Below are 17,473 nucleotides of genomic sequence, written 5' to 3'. Positions count from 1 at the left end.
CATGATGCGTCGGTGTCTCGCGGCCATTATGATCGCCTGCTTCGGCGGTCCGGCCCATGCCATGGTGCCGGGCATCCACAGGATCAGGCACGTGATCGTCATCATGCAGGAGAACCGCTCCTTCGACAGCTATTTCGGCACGTTCCCAGGCGCCGAGGGTATCCCGATGCAAGACGGCGTGCCTTCGGTCTGCGTCCCGGACGGCGCTACGGGTGCTTGCGTGCGGCCGTTCGTCGACCATCGCGACCGCAACGGCGGCGGTCCGCACTCCGCGGTCGCGGCGACAGCCGTCATCGATGGCGGCAGCATGGACGGGTTCATCGCCGTGGCCGCGGCGGCGCGTGGCAGGAAGTGCCATGCCGCGTCCGATCCCAACTGCGGCGAGGGCGGCGGTCAGGACGCACGGCGGGTAATGGGCTACCACGTCGCCTCCGACATCCCGAACTACTGGGCCTACGCCAGGGAGTTCGTGCTGCAGGACCATATGTTCGAGCCGGTCGCGTCCTGGAGCCTGCCCTCGCACCTTTATATGGTCTCGGGCTGGTCAGCCACATGTGAGACACTGTCTGACCCGATAAGCTGCCGGAGCGCCCTCGTGCGCAAGCGTCCGCGCCGCGACGTCGCCACCCCCTATGGCTGGACAGACCTGACTTGGCTGCTCGACCGCCATCACGTCACGTGGGCGAGCTATATCGACAGTCCGGCGGCTACCCCTTTGATGCGGCACCTCGTCAGGCACGGCCGGGACCATGTGCCGGCGATCTGGAACGTGCTGCCGCAATTCAGCGACGTGCATGCCGACAACCAGCAGGGCGACATCAGACAGGTCGCCGACTTCTTCACCGCGGCCCGGTCCGGAACGCTGCCCGCGGTCTCCTGGGTGATCCCCAGCTTTCGCGACAGCGAGCATCCGCCGGCGCTGGTGAGCACCGGCCAATCCTATGTGACGACCCTGATCAACGCCGTGATGCGCAGCCCGGACTGGGACAGCACCGCGATCTTCCTGGCCTGGGACGATTGGGGCGGCTTCTACGACCAGGTCGTGCCGCCGCATGTCGATGCCCTCGGCTATGGCTTGCGTGTGCCCGGCCTGGTCATCAGCCCCTACGCGCGGCGCGGCGTTGTTGACCATCAGACTGTCAGCTTCGACGCCTACCTGAAATTCATCGAGGATGACTTTCTGGAAGGCGCGAGGCTTAATCCGGCGACCGACGGGCGTCCGGACGGACGCCCCGACATACGCGAGAATGCGGCAGCACTCGGCGACCTGACCCGCGATTTCGATTTCGCGCAGCCGCCGCGGCCGCCGGTGATCCTCCCGGAGCATCCGAAGACGACATTGACCCCGCCTGCGCCGACACCCCACGATTCAAGAGGATAGACATGACCCGACATCTGCGCGCACTCGCTTTGCTGTTCGCCGTCGCCGGACCTGCCGTGCTGGCGCCCACGCTCGCCGCGGCCTATCCGCCGCTGCCGCCGCCGCCAGTGGAGGTGGTGCCGCCGCCGCCGGGCCCGGGCCATATCTGGCGACGCGGCGGCTGGCGCTGGAACGGCGTGCGCTATGTCTGGGTGCCCGGCGTCTATGTCAGGCGGCGTCCGGGCTATCACGCCTGGATCCCCGGCCATTGGGGCCGCCGCGGCCGCTGGATCCCGGCGCACTGGCGCTGACCAGCGCCGCCGCCGCCAGATCCACCGAGAGCACGCGGCTGACGCCGCGTTCCTGCATGGTCACCCCGTAGAGCCGGTCCATATGCGCCATCGTCAGCTGGTGATGCGTGACCACCAGGAAGCGGGTGTCGGTCTGCGCCACCATGTCGGCGAGCAAGGCCACGAAGCGGCCGACATTGGCATCGTCGAGCGGCGCGTCGACCTCGTCCAGCACGCAGATCGGTGCCGGATTGCAGCGGAACACCGCGAAGATCAGCGACAGCGCGCACAGCGCCTGCTCACCGCCGGACAGCAGCGACAAAGCCGCCAGCTTCTTGCCCGGCGGCTGCGCATACAGCTCCAGCCCGGCGGCCAGCGGGTCCTCGTCGCCGACCATCGCCAAATGCGCGCGGCCGCCGTTGAACATGCGCGCGAACAGCGCCTGGAACTGCGCATCAACCGACGCGAACACCGCCAGCAGCCGCTCGCGCCCCTCTCGGTTGAGATGGCCGATCGAGCCGCGCAGCCGGGCGATGGCGGCCTCCAGTTCGGCGTGTTCGCGGGCGATCTCGTCTGCCTGCGCCCGTGCGGCTTCGCGCTCGACCTCGGCGCGCAGGTTCACCGGCCCGATCTCGTCGCGCTCGCGGCCGAGCCGCGCGATCCGCCGTCGCAGGCTGGCCTCGGCGGCGTCCGAGAGGTCGCGTGGCGCCTCCCTTCCGTCCGGCTCGGGCAACTGAGCCAGCATCGCCTCGGCCTGGTCAAGCTGGCCGCGTGCGCGCAGGTCCGCCTGCGTCGCGTCCGCCACCGCCAGTTCCGCCTGGCGCCGCGCCGCCTGCGCCGCGTTGAGCGATTGTGCCGCACGCTCCAGCGCCGCTTGGGCCAGTGCGTGTGTCGACTCCGCCTCGGCCAGCGTGCGGTCCTGTGCGGCGCGCTGCTCGGCCGCCGGCGCCTCAGCTAGGGCCGTGTAGGCGCGCAGCACTTCGGTCAGGCGCGCGAGCGCCTCTTCGTGGTTCTGGCGCGCCGACGCCTCGCTTTGCAGCCAGTCCGCATGCGCCCGGGCGAGATTGGCGCAGGTCGCCTCCAATGCGGCCGCGTCGGCGCCGAGCTGCGCGCGGGTCTCGCGGCAGCCGGTCTCCCGCTCCGTGGCTTGCGTCCAAGCCTGCCGTGCCCGCAGGCTGGCCGCCCCCGCGGCTTCAAGGTCTGGCAGGGCTGCGGCCTCGGCCTGGAGGGCGGCGAGCCGGGCGGCCAGGGTGGCCGCCTCGGCATAGGCCGCGCTGGCTTGGTCGCGCTGCTGCTCGGCATTGTGAAGCGCTTGGCGCTGCGCCGCCGCTTCGCTCCGCGCCAGCGTCGCCGCCTCGATCGCCTGTGCGAGCGCCGTGCGCGTCTGCTCCGGTGGCGGCAGTGCCGCGCGGGCAATGCGGGCGCGCGCCGCGTCGGCTTGTGCCGCTTCGTGCTGCGCGCGCAGCCGTTGGCATTGCGGCAGCAAGGCCTCGAGCCGGCTTTCCGCCTCGGCGTGCCTGGCCCGCAGGGTCGCCTGCTCGGCTCGTGCAGCCTCGAGAGCTGCCTCCGTGCGCTCGCGTGTTGCCTGTGCCGCGGTCTCGACCACGACGGCGCTGTCCGTGCGGGCACCCGCCGCCGCCAGCCGATCTTGCGCGTCCCGCAAACGCGGCAAGGCGGCCTGATTGGCGCGCGCCTCGTCAAGCGCCAAGCCGGCCGCTTGGCGGGTGCGCGCCGCTGCATCGCGTTGCGGCAGGATTGCCTTCAGCAGCGCCTGGGCGGCAGCGTGGCCTGCTGCCAAAGCCGCTGCATGCGTCCGCGCCTCGGCGAGGTCGCGCTCGGCTGCGTCACGCGCCGCCCGGGCCTGCGCCACGCGCCTGGCAGCCGCCACGTGCAGAGCACGCTGGCCTGACGCTCGCTCGGCAAGCTTCGCGCCATGCACCGCCGCCGCGCTCGCCTGCGCCACGAGTTCGCGCAGCCTGTTGTGCTGCGTCAGGCTGGCCGCGGCTGCGGAGGGTGCGTCAAACTCCATCCGTCGCAGCCCGTCCCATCGCCACAGCCTGCCGTCGCGCGTGACCAGGCACTGCCCGGGTGACAGCATGGCCTGCAACCGGTCGCCTTGGGCGATATCCTCGATCAGTCCGCTCGCGCCGAGGATACGGCGCAAGGCCGCCGGCGCCTCGATCAGGCCTGCAAGGCAAGCAGCACCCTCGGGTAACGGCGCTGCGTCGCACTCGCCCAGGTCTCGCCAGCAATGCGGCGCCGCCTCGTCGAGCGCGGCCCGCAGGGTCTCCGCCAGCACGGCGGCAAACGCGCGTTCGAGGCCCGGCGGCACCGGCATGGTCTGCGCCAGGGTCGGCCAATGGCTGTCGGCCTGGGCCGGTTCCGTCAGCGCGCGCGACAGCCCCTCGGTGTGCGCTTCCAGTCGGGCCTGCTCGGCGCGCGCGTCGCCGAGCGCGCGCTCGGCATCGTCGGCCTGCCGCGCGCTGGCGCCATGCGCCGCCTCGCCTTGCGCCAGCGCGTCCCGCGCCATGGCCAGCGTCGTTACCGCCCGCGCCGCGCGGGAGCTGGCGTCGGCGAGTGCCGCCTCGGGAACAAGACGGTCCTGCGCGTCGGCAGCCTCTTGGGCGAGCTGCTCGTCGCGTGCCAAGGCGCTCGCATGCGCCGCCTCCGCCGCGGCCACGGCCTGCGCGGCCCGCGCATCCGCATGGGCCAGGTCCTCGGCCCGCCGCGCTGCCCCGGCCTGGCCCCGGCTGGCCTCCAGCCTTGCCTGTTCGGCGCCGTGCAGGGCCTGGCGCGCCTCGGCCACTGTCGCCACCGCGTCGTCTACGCGCGCCTGTGCTGCCTGGAGCTGCTCTGGCGTGGCGTGCGCGGCCTGCGCGTCCGTCAGCTGACGGGTGAGGTCTGCGTCGTCCGCGGCCAGGCGCAGTGCCAGCGCGTCCGCTTCCTGCTCGGCCGACTGCGCCGCAAGCGCGATCCGGCTGGCCTCCTGCTCACGCAGGTGCGCCGCGTCGGCCTCTCGGGCGGTGCGCATCTGCCTCTCCCCGGCCTGCTCCGCTTGTGTTCTGGCTGCCGCCAGCGCCGCGTCCGCAGCACCTTGCGTCAGCAGCCCGCCGAGCTGGCGCAGCCGGTCCTGTGCTGCGTCTCGCTCGCGGATGACCTGCTCCGAACGGGCACGTGCCGCCGTCTCCGTGGCGCTGGCCTCGGCGAATACCGCTTCAGCCTGCGCGAGGGCCGTTGCCGCGGCCACGAGCGCCTGTTCGGCGGCGCGCAGACGGTCCGGCAGGTCGCTGCCGTGGGCGCTGGTGTCCTCGCGTTGGGCGGCGATGCGCGCGCGCGCGGCGGTAGTGTCACGCAGGCGTGCGTGCGCGGCGTCCGCATCCCCGCGACAGCGCTCGACGCGCTCCAGTGCCGCCGCGGTCTCCGCCGCGCGCCGGGCCTCGTCGCGGGCCAGGGTCTCGCCGGCAATTCGGGCCCGCTCGAGTACGGTGCGGCTGTGTGCCTCTGCCTCCCGCATGGTCGGCATCGCCGCTTCGGCCTGCTGCTCGGCGGTGGCCGTGGCATGCGCGCGCGGCAGCATTTCGGCCAGCTTTGTCTCCGCGGCGGCGGCGGTGTCCTGCGCTGCGCGCAGTGCCCGCTCGGCGCGCGCCCGCAGCAACGCCCGCAGCTCGGCCTCGGCGTCGCGTAGGCCGCCCGCAATCTCGCGGTAGCGACGCGCCTCCGCCGATTGTGCATCGAGTTCGCCAAGTCTGGCTTCGAGCTGCCGCAGCATGTCCCCGACGCGGCCGAGATTGCTCTCCGCGGCGCGCAGCTTGAGCTCCGCTTCGTGGCGGCGGGCGTGCAGGCCGGTGATGCCGGCGGCCTCCTCCAGGATCGAGCGGCGCTCCCCGGGGGCGGCATTGACGATGGCCGCGACCCGGCCCTGGCTGACCATCGCCGAGGAGCGGGCGCCGGAGGCGAGGTCGGCGAACAGCGTCTGCACGTCGCGGGCGCGCGCCTCGCTGCCGTTGATCCGGTAGGCGCTGCCGGCGCCGCGCTCGATGATGCGCGAGATCGCCAGCTCGCCCCCAACGTCGTCCAGCCGCTCCAGGGTCAGCGTCACCTCGGCGACGTTGCGGGCAGGCCGCCCGGCGGTGCCGGCGAAGATGAGGTCGTCCATCTCGCCGCCGCGCAGGCTGCGCGCCGAGCTTTCGCCCATAACCCAGCGTAGCGCCTCGACGACATTGGACTTGCCGCAGCCGTTCGGCCCGACGATGCCGGTCAGACCGGGCAGGATCTCGACGCTCGCCGGCTCGGCGAAGCTCTTGAATCCGGCGATCCGCAGCCGTGCGAACCGCGCCTTCACGGATTCATGCAGCGGCGGCGTCGACCGCCTTGAGGAAGGCGTCGTAGGTCATCTCGCCGGCATGCTGGCTGGTGCCGATGATGAAGGTCGGCGTGCTGTCGATGTGCAGCTTGGTGGCGCCGCGATCCTGCTCTGCCAGGATCTCGTGCTTGAGCGCCTGGTCGTTGATCGCCGCCTCGAACGTGGCTTTCGGCATGCCGGCGAGTGCCGCCATCTGCTGCAGCGCCGCTTGCGGATCGACACCCTGGTTGAAGGCCCAGCGATCCTGGCTCGACAGCAGCGCCAGCACGAACGGCTCGTAGCGGTCGGCCGGCAGGCTGCGTGCCACCATCGCCGCCGCGAGTGCCACCTGGTCGAGCGGGAAGTCCTTGAACTCGTAGTAGATCTTGCCGGTGTCGATCAGCTTGGTTTTGACCTCGGGGAAGGTTTCGGCGGCAAAGCGGGCGCAGTGCGTGCAGGTCAGCGAGAACCATTCCTGCACGGTGACCTTGGCCTTCGGGTTGCCGAGCGCGCGCAACGCCATGCGCGGATCCGCACCTTGCGCATACGCGCCACGCAGGCTGGCAAGGGCGGCGCCGAGGGCCAGGCTGGCGCCAAGCAGGTGGCGGCGGCGGAGGAGCGTAGGCATGGAATGGGCATCTCCGTGCATGCAATCGGTTGGCAACACAGAGCGGCAAAGCCGCCGCAGGTCAACGGTGGCGTGCCGCGATACGGCCACCAAGTGCGGCGAGGGCGTCGCGCAGCGGGCCTTGCGGCATATCGATCGCCACCGGCGGCGGTGGTGGTGCTGCCGGCTCCGGCCGCGGCCGGGCGGCCGCGGTGGCGTCCTGAATGAATCGCAGCCGGTCGACCAGCAACCGGCCAAAATGGCTGTTGATCCGCCCGACCAGCGCCTGCGACCGGTGCTGGAGTTCAAGAGCCACGGGGCCCGCGCAGGCGAGGGTCAGGGTGCCGGCGGAAAGCCGCTTCGGCAAGGTCACCGCGGCCAGCCCGGGGCCCACGATCGCCTCCCAGTCGGCCGCGATCCGCGCTGCCGCGGCATTGCGATGGCGCATCGCCGGGCGGGTGATCGGAGCAAGCAGCAGCGCCAGCGGCCGCGGGCCATGGACGTGTCGGTATTCCTTCGTCATCCATCCTCCCGATGTCAGACCAGACCCTCGGCCCAGACCTGCTCGTGCCTGCACTGCTGCATTGGTACGCGCGACACCGCCGTGTGCTGCCCTGGCGGGCGCCCCCGGGCGAGACCGCCGACCCCTACCATGTTTGGCTCAGCGAGATCATGCTGCAACAGACCACCGTCGCTGCCGTGATCCCCTATTACCGACGATTTCTTTCACTATTCCCGACCGTCGAGCACCTGGCAGCCGCGCCGCGCGACTCCGTGCTGCAAGCCTGGGCCGGCCTTGGCTATTATGCGCGCGCGCGCAACCTGCATGACTGCGCATGCGCGGTGTCGGCGCTCGGCGGCTTCCCGCGCGAACCCGCCGCACTGCGCGCCCTGCCGGGGATCGGCGCCTACACAGCCGCCGCGATTGCCGCGATAGCATTCGGCGTGCCGACGGTGCCGGTGGACGGCAATGTCGAGCGTATCGCCACGCGCTTGTTTGCGGTCACGGCCCCGCTGCCCGCGTCCAGGCGGGCGATCGCCGATCTCGCTGCGACCCTGAACCGCGCGCCACAAGCCCGGGCTCAGGCGTCGGACTTCGCGCAGGCCCTGTTCGACCTTGGTGCTACCCTCTGCACGCCGCGCCGCCCGGCCTGCGCGCTCTGCCCGTGGTCGGCTGCCTGCGTCGCACGCGCCCAGGGCATCGCCGAGACGCTGCCCGCCAGAACCGCGAAGCCCGCAAGGCCGCAGCGTTTCGGCGCCGCCTTCATCCTCACCGATGCAAGCGGGCAGGTGCTGCTGCGCCGTCGGCTGCCGTTGGGCCTGCTCGGCGGCATGACCGAACTGCCCGGCACGGCCTGGCGCGCCGAACCTTGGACTGAAGCGGAAGCGCTCGCGCAAGCGCCGACCCCGGCGCGCTGGCGAAGGCTCGGCACCGTCGCGCACGTATTCACCCATTTCGCCCTGAGCCTGGAGGTCTACGCCGCCACGGTTCCCGCCGTGTCACCCTGCGAGCATGGCTTCCTGCGCGGCCCCGATGCGGTGAAACACGAAGCGCTGCCGAGCCTGATGCGCAAGTGCCTCAAGCTGCATGCCTGACAGGAGAGGACAATGATGCCTGACACCGAGAACCGCCTTTGGCCTTGGGCCAAGCTGCGGCGCCAGTGCAAGGAAGGGCGCGGCGATCGGTGCCGGCGAGGGTGCGACTGCCCGGTCAGCGGCGCGCTCTCGCTGATCGGGCATAGCGCCGATGTCGCGGCCTGCATGCATGCGCTGCTCGGCCAGCTTAGCATCGCCCGGCGGCTTGGCCGCCTGCTGGGGCAGCCCGCCTTGACATCGAGGGACCGTGCGGCTCCCCCGCTCACGCAGGGATCGACCCTAGGCATTTTGTACCCACATGTCCTTGGAAACGGCTCCCCCGCTCACGCGGGTATCGGTCCCCAGGAGCACCCACGATGAGCGACACCCCCGAAAGCCTGATTCTCGCACAGCTACGGGCAATCCGCGTCACACTCGCCGAGCACAGCACGACGCTCGCACGCCTCGATCGCCGCGTCTTGGCGATCGCATTCAACATCACCCGCATCCGCCGCGAGAACGCCACCGACGCCGAAACCGCAATGGCGACCCTCCTGGAGCACGACGAGCGACTGAGCCGCCTTGAGCAAGCGACGCGAGAGCAGCCCTGACGATCGGATCTTCTCGACGCATCTCCGCCAGAAGCAGATTAACGCCAAAGCCCACCATCGACCGAGGATATGCGCCAGCCCCTGGTGACAGGCAATTCAGGCTCCCCGCTCACGTGCGGATCGACCTGGCGGGTCGCTGACGATGCAATCGGCCGTCGCCTGACCGCCGGCGTGTTGACAACCGAGATGCAGCCCGGGTCTTCCCCTACATGATGAACCCGAGCTTCGCCTCAGCATGCAACCGTGCCGACAGGAGCCCACATGATGACGAACGAGCCGGACAGCCTCCTGCTGAACATGCTGCAAACGATCCGATAGATCTCCGCACCCGGATTGAAGGATTAAACGCCTCGAAGACGTCAGCAAGGTGGCACGTCTCAAAGCGCCATGAAGCTGTCCTCCGCGTGCGCGACTGCAAGCAAAGGCTCGCTGTTCCGCCGAAAGATGATGCGGCGCGGCGGCTTGACGCAGCCGGGCTTCGATCAACCCGTCTGCGCCGCACCCTTCAGGCTGCCATGCCGCGCAGCACGTACTGCAGGATGCCGCCATGGCGGTAGTATTCGACCTCGTCGATCGTATCGACGCGGCAGATCAGCGGCACGGTTTGTTTGCTGCCGTCGGCGCGGGTGAGCACCATCCGCAGGGTCATGCGCGGGGTGATCGCATCCAGCCCCTCGATGTCGATGGTCTCGTCGCCCTTGAGAGCCAGCGTCTCGCGCGTCGTGCCTTCCTCGAACAGCAGCGGCAGCACGCCCATGCCGACCAGGTTGGAACGGTGGATGCGCTCGAAGCTCTCGGCGATCACCGCGCGTATGCCGAGCAGCACGGTGCCCTTTGCCGCCCAGTCGCGCGACGAGCCCATGCCGTACTCCTTGCCGCCAAACACGATAAGCGGCACGCCCTCAGCCTGGTAGCGCATGGCGACGTCATAGATCGCGCCCTGCTCGCCGTCCGGGTAATGCACCGAAACGCCGCCCTCGATGCCCGGCACCATCTCGTTCTTGATGCGTATGTTGGCGAAGGTGCCGCGCATCATCACCTCGTGGTTGCCGCGACGCGAGCCGTAGGAGTTGAAATCCTGCTGCTGCACCTGGTGCAGGCCGAGATAGCCGCCCGCGGGCGAGCTCTTCTTGATCGAGCCGGCCGGCGAGATGTGGTCGGTGGTGATGTTGTCGCCGAGCACCGCGAGGATGCGCGCCGCCTTGATATCGCCCTTGGGCGTCGGCTCCATGGTGATGCCGTCGAAATAAGGCGGGTTCTGGACGTAGGTGGAGCCGCTGTTCCAGCCATAGGTCTGCGAGCCGGTGGCGACCGCGAGCGCCTGCCACTCCTTGGTGCCGCGTGTCACCTGGCCGTAGCGTTCGAGGAACTGGTCGCGCGAGATCGAACTCGCCATCAACTCGGCGATCTCGATGTTGCTCGGCCAGATGTCGCGCAGATGGACCGGCTGGCCATGCGGGCCAGTGCCGAGCGGGGTGGTGGTGATATCGTCGCGCATGTTGCCGAGCAGCGCGTAGGCGACCACCAGCGGCGGGCTGGCGAGATAGTTGGCGCGCACATTCGGGCTGATCCGGCCCTCGAAATTGCGGTTGCCGGACAGCACCGACACCGCCACCAGCTTGTTGTCCTCGATGGTATCGACGATCGCATCGGGCAGCGGCCCGGAATTGCCGATGCAGGTGGTGCAGCCATAGCCCACCGTGTTGAAGCCGAGCGCGTCGAGCTCCGCGGATAAGCCGGCGCGGTCGAGATACTCGGTGACCACCTGCGAACCGGGCGCCAGCGAGGTCTTTACCCAGGGCTTTGGCGCCAGCCCCAGCGCGCGTGCCTTGCGCGCCACCAGGCCGGCCGCGATCAGCACCGCCGGGTTGGAGGTGTTGGTGCAGGACGTGATCGCCGCGATCACCACGTCGCCATGGCCGAGATCGTAGCCGGCACCAGTGACCGCAACGCGGGTGCCGACGTCGGCCGCTGGAACGCCGAGGCCGCGGGTCAGTTCGTGGTTGAAGGCGGGGCCCGCCTGCTTGAGCGCCACCCGGTCCTGCGGCCGCTTGGGGCCGGCCAGAGACGGCTCGACGGTCGACAGGTCGAGTGTGAGCGTGTCGGTGAACACCGGCTCGGCGCTGCCCGGCTCGCGGAACATGCCCTGCGCCTTGAGATAGGCCTCCGCCAGCTTGATCCGGTGCGCATCGCGTCCGGTCTGGTGCATGTAGTCAAGTGTGAGCGCATCGACCGGAAAGAAGCCGCAGGTCGCACCGTATTCCGGGGCCATGTTGCCGATGGTGGCACGGTCGGCGACCGGCAAATGGTCCAAAGCCGGCCCGTAGAACTCGACGAACTTGCCGACCACGCCCTGCTTGCGCAGCATCTGCGTGACGGTCAGCACGAGGTCGGTCGCGGTCGCCCCCTCCGGCAGCCGCCCGGTCAGCCTGAAGCCGATCACGTCGGGGATCAGCATGGCGATCGGCTGGCCGAGCATGGCGGCTTCGGCCTCGATGCCGCCGACGCCCCAGCCGAGCACGCCCATGCCATTGACCATCGTGGTGTGGCTGTCGGTACCGTAGAGCGTGTCGGGATAGGCGAAGGTCTCGCCCTTTATGGTCGCGGTCCAGACCGCCTGGGCGAGATATTCCAGGTTGACCTGGTGGCAGATGCCCGCCCCCGGCGGCACCACCGAGAAGTTCTCGAATGCCTCCTGGCCCCAGCGCAGAAACGCATACCGCTCGCCGTTGCGCTGGAACTCGATTTCGACGTTGCGGGCCAGCGCGTCGGGCGTGCCGGAGACGTCGACCATCACCGAGTGGTCGATCACCAGATCCACCGGCACCAGCGGGTTGACCTTCTGCGGGTCGCCCTTGAGGCGGGTGATGCCGTCGCGCATGGCGGCGAGATCGACCACCGCCGGCACACCGGTGAAGTCCTGCATCAGGATACGGGCCGGCTTGAACGGCACTTCCTTGCTGCTGTGGCCGCCGGGCAGCCAGCCGGCCACGGCATGCGCGTCGGCGACGTGGTAGCTGCTGTTATCCTCGAAGCGCAGCACGTTCTCCAGCAGCACCTTGAGGCTGACCGGCAGACGCGAGACGTCGCCGATCGTGCGTTCGGCTTCGGGGATGGAGAAATAATGGTAGGTCTTGCCCTCGACCTCGAGTGTCTTGCGGGTGTGAAGGCTGTTGTGACCGACCGATTTCATGCTGTTCCCCTCCGAGGGTGGGCGCGCGTGGCCGGGCGAAGTTTGGGCGATATTCGTCAACGGCTTGATAACGCAATCGCCGTAGAACATACCGATCCGCCGTCGACAAACAAGCGCCGCCTCGGAGACCCAGCCATCCCGTTTCCGCCTGAAGCATGCGGCCGGCTCGAGGCAGCCGGCCTGGTGGTGGTCCGTGGCGAGCGCCTGGTGCTCGACGGCATTGACCTCGCCTGCGGGCCGGGCGGTGCGCTGCTGCTGCGCGGGCCGAACGGCGCCGGCAAGTCCACGTTGCTGCGTATCCTCGCAGGACTGCGCGCGCCGGACGCCGGGCAGCTGTCGTGGAATGGCGCACCGGTGGCCGCCGACCGTATCCTGCATGCCGGCCGGGTGGCCTATCTCGGCCACCAGGACGCACTCAAGCCCGGCCTGACCTTGGCCGAGAATCTCCGCCTGGCCAGCCGCACCGGCGGCGGCGCGCTGGAGCCGGCACTGGCGGCCCTCGCGCTGTCGGCCTTGCGCGATCTGCCGGCGCGGCTGCTCTCGGCCGGACAGCAGCGACGCGCCGCCTTGGCGCGCGTGCTGCTGCTGCGCGCCCCCGTGTGGCTGCTCGACGAGCCGAGCCTGGGGCTGGATACCCATGCCATCGAGCTGCTCGGCGCACTGTTTACAGCCCATCGCGCCGCCGGCGGCCTGGTCATCGCCACCACCCACGTGCCGCTGCCGCTGCCCACGGCCGCGACGCTGGTGCTGGAGGCGTAGGGTTGGACACCGGAATCGGGCCGTTCGGGCGCTTCGCGGCCCTCGTCGCCCGCGACCTGCGCCTCGCCCTTCGGCACGGCGCGGACACCCTGGGTGCCGTGCTGTTCTTCGTGCTCGCCGGCAGCTTGTTTCCGCTGGCACTCGGGCCGTCGCCGGCGTTGCTCGCCCGCATGGCGCCGGGCATCGTCTGGGTCTGCGCCCTGCTCGCTGCCCTGCTGCCGCTCGACCGGCTGTTCGGCGCCGAACTCGACGACGGCGCGCTGGACCAGATCATGCTGTGCGGCCTGCCGGCCCCGGCGGTGGCACTCGCCAAGATGACCGCGCACTGGCTGACCACCGGCCTGCCGCTGCTGCTTGCCGCAGGCCCGCTGGCGATCATGCTCGGCATGCGCCCGGTCGCCCTCCCGGTGCTGCTGGCCGGGCTCGCCATGGGCACGCCGGTGCTCTCGCTGATCGGCGGCATGGCGGCGGCGATCGTGCTGGGGGCGCGTCGCGGCGGCGTGCTGCTGCCGCTGCTGGTGCTGCCGCTGGCGACGCCGGCGCTGATTTTTGGCGCGGCAGCCATCGATTCCGCGCAATACGGGCTGCCCTACAAGCCCGACCTGCTGCTGCTCGCGGCCTTCCTCGCCGGCGGACTGCCGCTCTGCCCGATCGCCGGGGGCGCTGGATTGCGGGCAGCCGTTGCGTAGGATGAAGTGGATTTCACGCAAGCATGGCCCCCAGCCGCTATTCTTGCTCCCACCTAGGGACAGTGCAGCTTTGCAACCGACCAGAGGAGTTCAACGATGCTGATTGAGAAGATCCTGGAGCAGAAGGGCCATGACTGCGCCACCGTGCGGCCCGAGGCGAGCATCGCCACGGTCGTCTCAGTGCTGGCGGATCGGCGGGTTGGCGCGGTCGTGGTCGAGGATCTCAAGGGCCATGTCGTAGGGATCTTTTCGGAGCGAGACCTGGTCAAGCTGCTCGCCCTGCGCGGTGCCGACGCCCTGATCGTCAAGGTTCGCGAGGTCATGATCAGCCCGGTCATCACCTGCAAGCCGGAGGACCGCATCGATTCCGTCATGGCGACCATGTCCGAGCGCCGAATTCGTCACATGCCGGTCATCGCCAATGATGCCTTGTCCGGAATGATCAGCATCCGCGACCTGATCCGGGTCCGACTTAATGAAAAGGAAAACGAGGCCGCAGTCCTGCTCGATCTCGCGCGCCTGCATGGCTGAAGCCCGGCGCGACGGGAGATCAGCGGCCTGACAAGGCCTTCTACCAGATCTTCCAAGGCGCGCCGGCATGCCATTGCGCCTCCAGCACCTCCTTGTCGCGCAGCGAATCCATGCTCTGCCAGTAGCCGTCATGGGCGTAGCTGCCGAGCCGGCCATGCGCTATCAGGCGCTGCATCGTCTCCATCTCGAAGACCGTATCGTCCCCGTCGATCATCTCAAGCATCTGCGGCTCGCAGACGAAGAAGCCGCCATTGATCATGCCGCCGTCGGCTGCACCCTTCTCGCGAAAGCCCTTGACCTCCTTGCGGTCGTCGGTGAGCCGCAGGGCGCCGTATCGGCCGGGCTGGGTCACCGCGGTCAAGGTGCACCAGGCGTTGGACGCGTGATGGGTCTCTATCAGACGGTCGATCCGCACGTTGCTGACCCCGTCGCCATAGGCCAGGCAGAAGCTGTCGTCGCCGAGCATGTGCTTGGCGCGCCGGATACGGCCGCCCGTCATCGTTGCACCGCCGGTATCGAGCACGGTCACGCGCCAATCCTCGGCGACCGCCTCGAGCCAGTCGACCTCCCCGGTTTTCAGCTCGATGGTGAAGTCGCAGCGCCGCTGGCGGTAGCGCAGGAAGTAGTCCCGGATATATTCGACCTTGTAGCCGCCGAGAATGACGAAGTCGCGCAGCCCGTAATGGGCATAGATCTTCATGATGTGCCACATGATCGGCTTGCCGCCGATCTCGACCATCGGCTTGGGCCTGACGGTCGTCTCCTCGCTCAGGCGGGTGCCGAAGCCGCCTGCGAGCATGGCCACTTTCATCATGCATCACTCCGCTGTGAGAAATCGGCGCCTAAAGCCATGTGAGGTCCTCCGTCAGGCGGCCGTGTTCGATATGACCCTGCAACACCACGAGCCGCATCAGCGCGGCATTGCGGAAGTTGGGGTCAGCAAATCCCATGCCAGCGAGCCCGTCGACGAGCCGGTTGATCGAGTCCGCGAGGGTGAGGCGCGGCAGGTGATCCGGCGCCAGCTCGGCATAGCGGCCAAAATCGACCTGGTAGGACCGGCTGTCGGCGGGGGCCGCGAGGTTGATGTCCACCTCGCATTGGCTCACCGTCGAGGCGACCGCGTGTGCGAGATCGCGGACCTGGTAGTTCGCTTCGTTGCGGCCGGCATTGACGACGAGGAAGCGGCCGCCATTGTCCGCGTCGCGGGTGGCCGCCCATTCGATCGCGCGCGCCATGTCCGCGACATCGATCAGCGGCCGCCATGGCGTACCGTCGCTGAGCACGGTGATCCGGCGCTGGGTCAGGGCGCAGGCGACAAAATCGTTGAGCACAAGATCGAGGCGTAATCGGTCCGACATGCCGCAGGCGGTGGCAAAGCGCAGGCAGGTGACGACCATGTCGCCGCCGATGTCGGCGAGCCCGCGCTCGGTGCCGATCTTGGAAGTGGCGTAGGCGGTGACCGGGTTGAGCTCGTCCTCCTCGCGCTTCGGCCGGCCGGCGGCGACACCATAGACGCTGCAGCTTGAGGCAAAGACGAAGTGGCCAACGCCTGCCGCCGCCGCGGCCCGCGCGAGCGCGATCGAGGCGTCCTGGTTGATGGCGGCGGTGACCGCGGCGAAGCGGTTGCCCATCGGGTCGTTCGAGATCGCCGCGAGATGCACCACCGCGTCGTATCCACGAAGACTTGCGGCCGGCAGCGTGCGGACATCGCCGTAGATTTGCAGGTCCAGCAGGCGCTCGGGAAACTGCGCCGCACCCGTCAGGCAGTGGGCAAAATAGCCGGTGTCGTAGCCGTGCAGGACTGCGTGCGGAAATCGCTGACGCAGGTGTTTCACGACGGCCGGTCCGACGTAACCCATATTGCCGGTGATCAGGATTTTCATGCGCACCTGCTAGAACTTGAAGTAGAGGAATTCGCTCGGGGCCACCGATACGGCCCGCATCAAGGCAAAGAAGCCGACGCAACCGACGAGCACGCCGAACGCCATATTCGGGCGCCATACCATGACTCGGTTCAGGACCGGGGGCAGCCATCCGGGGGGTGCCACCAAGCGTCCGGTGCCGAGTGCCGTCTCGAAGCGGCCGAGCCATTGCTGGCTGTTCGGCAGGCCCCAGACGATGGCGAACATCAAGGCGAGGAAGGCGAAGCGGATCGGTTGCAAGCCTGCATGCCCGATCGTGATGCCGAGAAAGGCTGCAAGAGCGTGCACCCCCGGGATCAGACCAAAGCTGTGCGGCAGGACGACCTCGTGCAGGCCGACCATCGAGGCGAGGATATCGAGCGCTGTCGGCACGCCGGCGGCCCGGAAGAACACCAGCGCCACCATGACGCAGAGGAAGGTGGTCAGCACGCAGACGATCCGTACCGCAATGGCGTCGCTTTGCGCCGGCAGGCCGACCCGCGCCTTGATCGCGCGCCAGCCATGATTGATGACGAGATAGCAGCCGTGCAGGACGCCGAAGACGATGAACTGCCATCCGGCGCCATGCCAGAGGCCGGCGAGGAACATCGTCAGCAAGGTGGGAACGCCGACCAGCCAAAGAAAGGCGCCAGGGCTGGTCCTGCCCTTCTTCAACCCTGGCTTGCCGGCGCGCAGCCGCGACCGGGTCGCGCGCAGTACGATTGGATTATAGATGTAGGCGGTCAGGAAGCGCGTCAGCGTCATGTGCCAGCGCGCCCAGTAGTCGATGATGTTCAATGCCTTGTAGGGCGAATTGAAGTTCAGCGGCAGCCTGATGCCGAACAGCAGGCCCAGGCCGATCGCCATGTCGCTATAGCCTGAAAAATCGAAATACATCTGGAACGTGTAGCCGACCGCCGCCGTCCAAGCCGGCACGATCGCCAGATGCGCGCCGTGCGCCACGGCAACGAACAGCGGCCTGACCCAGTGCGAAAGCGTGTCTGCCAGCAGGACCTTCTTGCAAAGCCCGATCAGGAACAGGGTCACGCCGAAGGCGATGAGGTCTGCCTGCGGCTTGAACAATCGCTTGTCGTCGAACTGCGGCAGGATCTCGCGATGATGGGTGATCGGACCGGCGATCAAATGCGGAAAGAAGGTGATGAACATGCCGTAGTTGGAGAGGTTTGTCTTCTCGGCGACACCTCCCTGGCTATCGACCAGAAAGGCGATCTGCTGGAAGGTGAAGAACGAGATCGCCAGCGGCAGCGCAATCGCAGGAACTACAAAATCCGCGCGCGAGACGGAGTCCGCGGTCTGCACCAGGAAGCCCGCATATTTATAATAGCCGAGCAGGATCAGATTGCCGGCGACCCCGAAGACCAGCAGGGGCATGCTGCGCGTGCGGATCAGCCAGCGACCGACAATGTAGTTGAACGCGATCGAGCCAAGCAGCAACGGCAGGTAGGTGGGGTTCCAGTAGCTGTAGAAGAACAAGGAGGCGAGCGTGAGCCAGCCGACGGCGAGCCGGTGGTGACCGGTGGCCCCGAACAGGAAAAAGCCGACCCAGGCCACCGGCAGGAAGCCGAGGATGAACGGCGCCGAGTTGAACAGCATG

General features: G+C 68.8%; 14 protein-coding genes. 7 read left to right on the top strand and 7 right to left on the bottom strand.

Translation table 11 applies throughout. The features are described 5' to 3' along the window. The first annotated feature begins 1 nt into the window (after window position 1). Together ACQY4K_RS08760 and ACQY4K_RS08755 are read left to right on the top strand one after the other, a co-directional pair. On the top strand, window positions 2-1,381 hold the full coding sequence (locus ACQY4K_RS08760; protein WP_428395258.1) for a phospholipase C: 1,380 nt from the start codon (window positions 2-4) through the stop codon (window positions 1,379-1,381). Between the two features lie 2 nt (window positions 1,382-1,383). Continuing rightward, entirely contained in the window at window positions 1,384-1,671 is a 288-nt protein-coding gene (locus ACQY4K_RS08755; protein WP_428395257.1) for a hypothetical protein, read from the top strand. Here the strand turns inward: ACQY4K_RS08755 and ACQY4K_RS08750 are convergent. The 3 genes from ACQY4K_RS08750 to ACQY4K_RS08740 form a co-directional block, all read right to left on the bottom strand. Beyond that, window positions 1,589-5,992 carry an AAA family ATPase gene (locus tag ACQY4K_RS08750; RefSeq protein ID WP_428395256.1) on the bottom strand — a complete coding sequence of 1,468 codons (4,404 nt, stop codon included), beginning with the start codon at window positions 5,990-5,992 and terminating at the stop codon, window positions 1,589-1,591. The genes ACQY4K_RS08755 and ACQY4K_RS08750 overlap by 83 nt on opposite strands. A 4-nt stretch (window positions 5,993-5,996) precedes the next feature. Continuing rightward, the gene (locus tag ACQY4K_RS08745; protein ID WP_428395254.1) at window positions 5,997-6,620 is read right to left on the bottom strand and encodes a thioredoxin domain-containing protein; all 624 of its coding nucleotides are present in this window, start codon (window positions 6,618-6,620) and stop codon (window positions 5,997-5,999) included. A 61-nt stretch (window positions 6,621-6,681) separates the two neighbouring features. Next, a complete protein-coding gene (locus ACQY4K_RS08740) occupies window positions 6,682-7,122 on the bottom strand; it encodes a DciA family protein (RefSeq protein WP_428395252.1) in 441 nt (146 codons plus the stop codon). Between the two features lie 11 nt (window positions 7,123-7,133). On the opposite strand from ACQY4K_RS08740, the gene ACQY4K_RS08735 reads away from it, so the two are divergent. After that, window positions 7,134-8,195, top strand: coding sequence for an A/G-specific adenine glycosylase (locus ACQY4K_RS08735; RefSeq protein ID WP_428395250.1), 1,062 nt, complete (start codon window positions 7,134-7,136; stop codon window positions 8,193-8,195). A 356-nt stretch (window positions 8,196-8,551) separates the two neighbouring features. Further along, window positions 8,552-8,785: a hypothetical protein gene (locus tag ACQY4K_RS08730; RefSeq protein WP_428395248.1), complete on the top strand. Its 234-nt coding sequence runs from the start codon at window positions 8,552-8,554 to the stop codon at window positions 8,783-8,785. 505 nt (window positions 8,786-9,290) lie between these two features. On the opposite strand, the gene acnA is transcribed toward ACQY4K_RS08730, so the two are convergent. After that, window positions 9,291-11,978 carry an aconitate hydratase AcnA gene (gene acnA / locus ACQY4K_RS08725; RefSeq protein WP_428395246.1) on the bottom strand — a complete coding sequence of 896 codons (2,688 nt, stop codon included), beginning with the start codon at window positions 11,976-11,978 and terminating at the stop codon, window positions 9,291-9,293. A gap of 135 nt (window positions 11,979-12,113) precedes the next feature. Between acnA and ccmA the strand changes: the two genes are divergently transcribed. The 3 genes from ccmA to ACQY4K_RS08710 all read left to right on the top strand — a co-directional run bounded on the left by ccmA (window position 12,114) and on the right by ACQY4K_RS08710 (window position 13,957). Further along, complete coding sequence (gene ccmA, locus ACQY4K_RS08720; protein ID WP_428396035.1) at window positions 12,114-12,737, top strand: heme ABC exporter ATP-binding protein CcmA; 624 nt, start codon at window positions 12,114-12,116, stop codon at window positions 12,735-12,737. 2 nt (window positions 12,738-12,739) lie between these two features. Further along, window positions 12,740-13,426 (top strand): heme exporter protein CcmB, encoded by a 687-nt coding sequence (gene ccmB, locus ACQY4K_RS08715; RefSeq protein WP_428395244.1) that lies wholly within the window; start codon window positions 12,740-12,742, stop codon window positions 13,424-13,426. Window positions 13,427-13,522: 96 nt separating this feature from the next. Continuing rightward, window positions 13,523-13,957: a CBS domain-containing protein gene (locus ACQY4K_RS08710; RefSeq protein ID WP_428395242.1), complete on the top strand. Its 435-nt coding sequence runs from the start codon at window positions 13,523-13,525 to the stop codon at window positions 13,955-13,957. Between the two features lie 40 nt (window positions 13,958-13,997). On the opposite strand, the gene rfbF is transcribed toward ACQY4K_RS08710, so the two are convergent. Genes rfbF through ACQY4K_RS08695 form a run of 3 tightly spaced genes read right to left on the bottom strand, consistent with a single transcriptional unit; the run spans window position 13,998 to window position 17,472 of the window. Next, window positions 13,998-14,771 carry a glucose-1-phosphate cytidylyltransferase gene (rfbF, locus tag ACQY4K_RS08705; RefSeq protein WP_428395240.1) on the bottom strand — a complete coding sequence of 258 codons (774 nt, stop codon included), beginning with the start codon at window positions 14,769-14,771 and terminating at the stop codon, window positions 13,998-14,000. Between the two features lie 28 nt (window positions 14,772-14,799). Further along, window positions 14,800-15,840 carry an NAD-dependent epimerase/dehydratase family protein gene (locus ACQY4K_RS08700; protein WP_428395238.1) on the bottom strand — a complete coding sequence of 347 codons (1,041 nt, stop codon included), beginning with the start codon at window positions 15,838-15,840 and terminating at the stop codon, window positions 14,800-14,802. Window positions 15,841-15,849: 9 nt separating this feature from the next. Then, the gene (locus ACQY4K_RS08695; RefSeq protein ID WP_428395236.1) at window positions 15,850-17,472 is read right to left on the bottom strand and encodes an MBOAT family O-acyltransferase; all 1,623 of its coding nucleotides are present in this window, start codon (window positions 17,470-17,472) and stop codon (window positions 15,850-15,852) included. Window position 17,473 lies beyond the last annotated feature (1 nt).

Origin of the sequence: Lichenicoccus sp. (assembly GCF_965276875.1) — a bacterium.
GTDB lineage: Bacteria > Pseudomonadota > Alphaproteobacteria > Acetobacterales > Acetobacteraceae > Lichenicoccus.
The sequence above is the reverse complement of the archived record's forward strand: the minus strand, read 5'-3'. Positions and strand labels throughout refer to the sequence as shown.

Bases quoted from the DNA above. Each gene is read 5' to 3' on its own strand.
- ACQY4K_RS08760 (WP_428395258.1), top strand. From the start codon at position 2: ATGATGCGTCGGTGTCTCGCGGCCATTATGATCGCCTGCTTCGGCGGT.
- ACQY4K_RS08755 (WP_428395257.1), top strand. From the start codon at position 1,384: ATGACCCGACATCTGCGCGCACTCGCTTTGCTGTTCGCCGTCGCCGGA.
- ACQY4K_RS08745 (WP_428395254.1), bottom strand. From the start codon at position 6,620: ATGCCTACGCTCCTCCGCCGCCGCCACCTGCTTGGCGCCAGCCTGGCC.
- ACQY4K_RS08740 (WP_428395252.1), bottom strand. From the start codon at position 7,122: ATGACGAAGGAATACCGACACGTCCATGGCCCGCGGCCGCTGGCGCTG.
- ACQY4K_RS08735 (WP_428395250.1), top strand. From the start codon at position 7,134: ATGTCAGACCAGACCCTCGGCCCAGACCTGCTCGTGCCTGCACTGCTG.
- ACQY4K_RS08730 (WP_428395248.1), top strand. From the start codon at position 8,552: ATGAGCGACACCCCCGAAAGCCTGATTCTCGCACAGCTACGGGCAATC.
- acnA (WP_428395246.1), bottom strand. From the start codon at position 11,978: ATGAAATCGGTCGGTCACAACAGCCTTCACACCCGCAAGACACTCGAG.
- ACQY4K_RS08710 (WP_428395242.1), top strand. From the start codon at position 13,523: ATGCTGATTGAGAAGATCCTGGAGCAGAAGGGCCATGACTGCGCCACC.
- rfbF (WP_428395240.1), bottom strand. From the start codon at position 14,771: ATGATGAAAGTGGCCATGCTCGCAGGCGGCTTCGGCACCCGCCTGAGC.
- ACQY4K_RS08700 (WP_428395238.1), bottom strand. From the start codon at position 15,840: ATGAAAATCCTGATCACCGGCAATATGGGTTACGTCGGACCGGCCGTC.
- ACQY4K_RS08695 (WP_428395236.1), bottom strand. From the start codon at position 17,472: ATGCTGTTCAACTCGGCGCCGTTCATCCTCGGCTTCCTGCCGGTGGCC.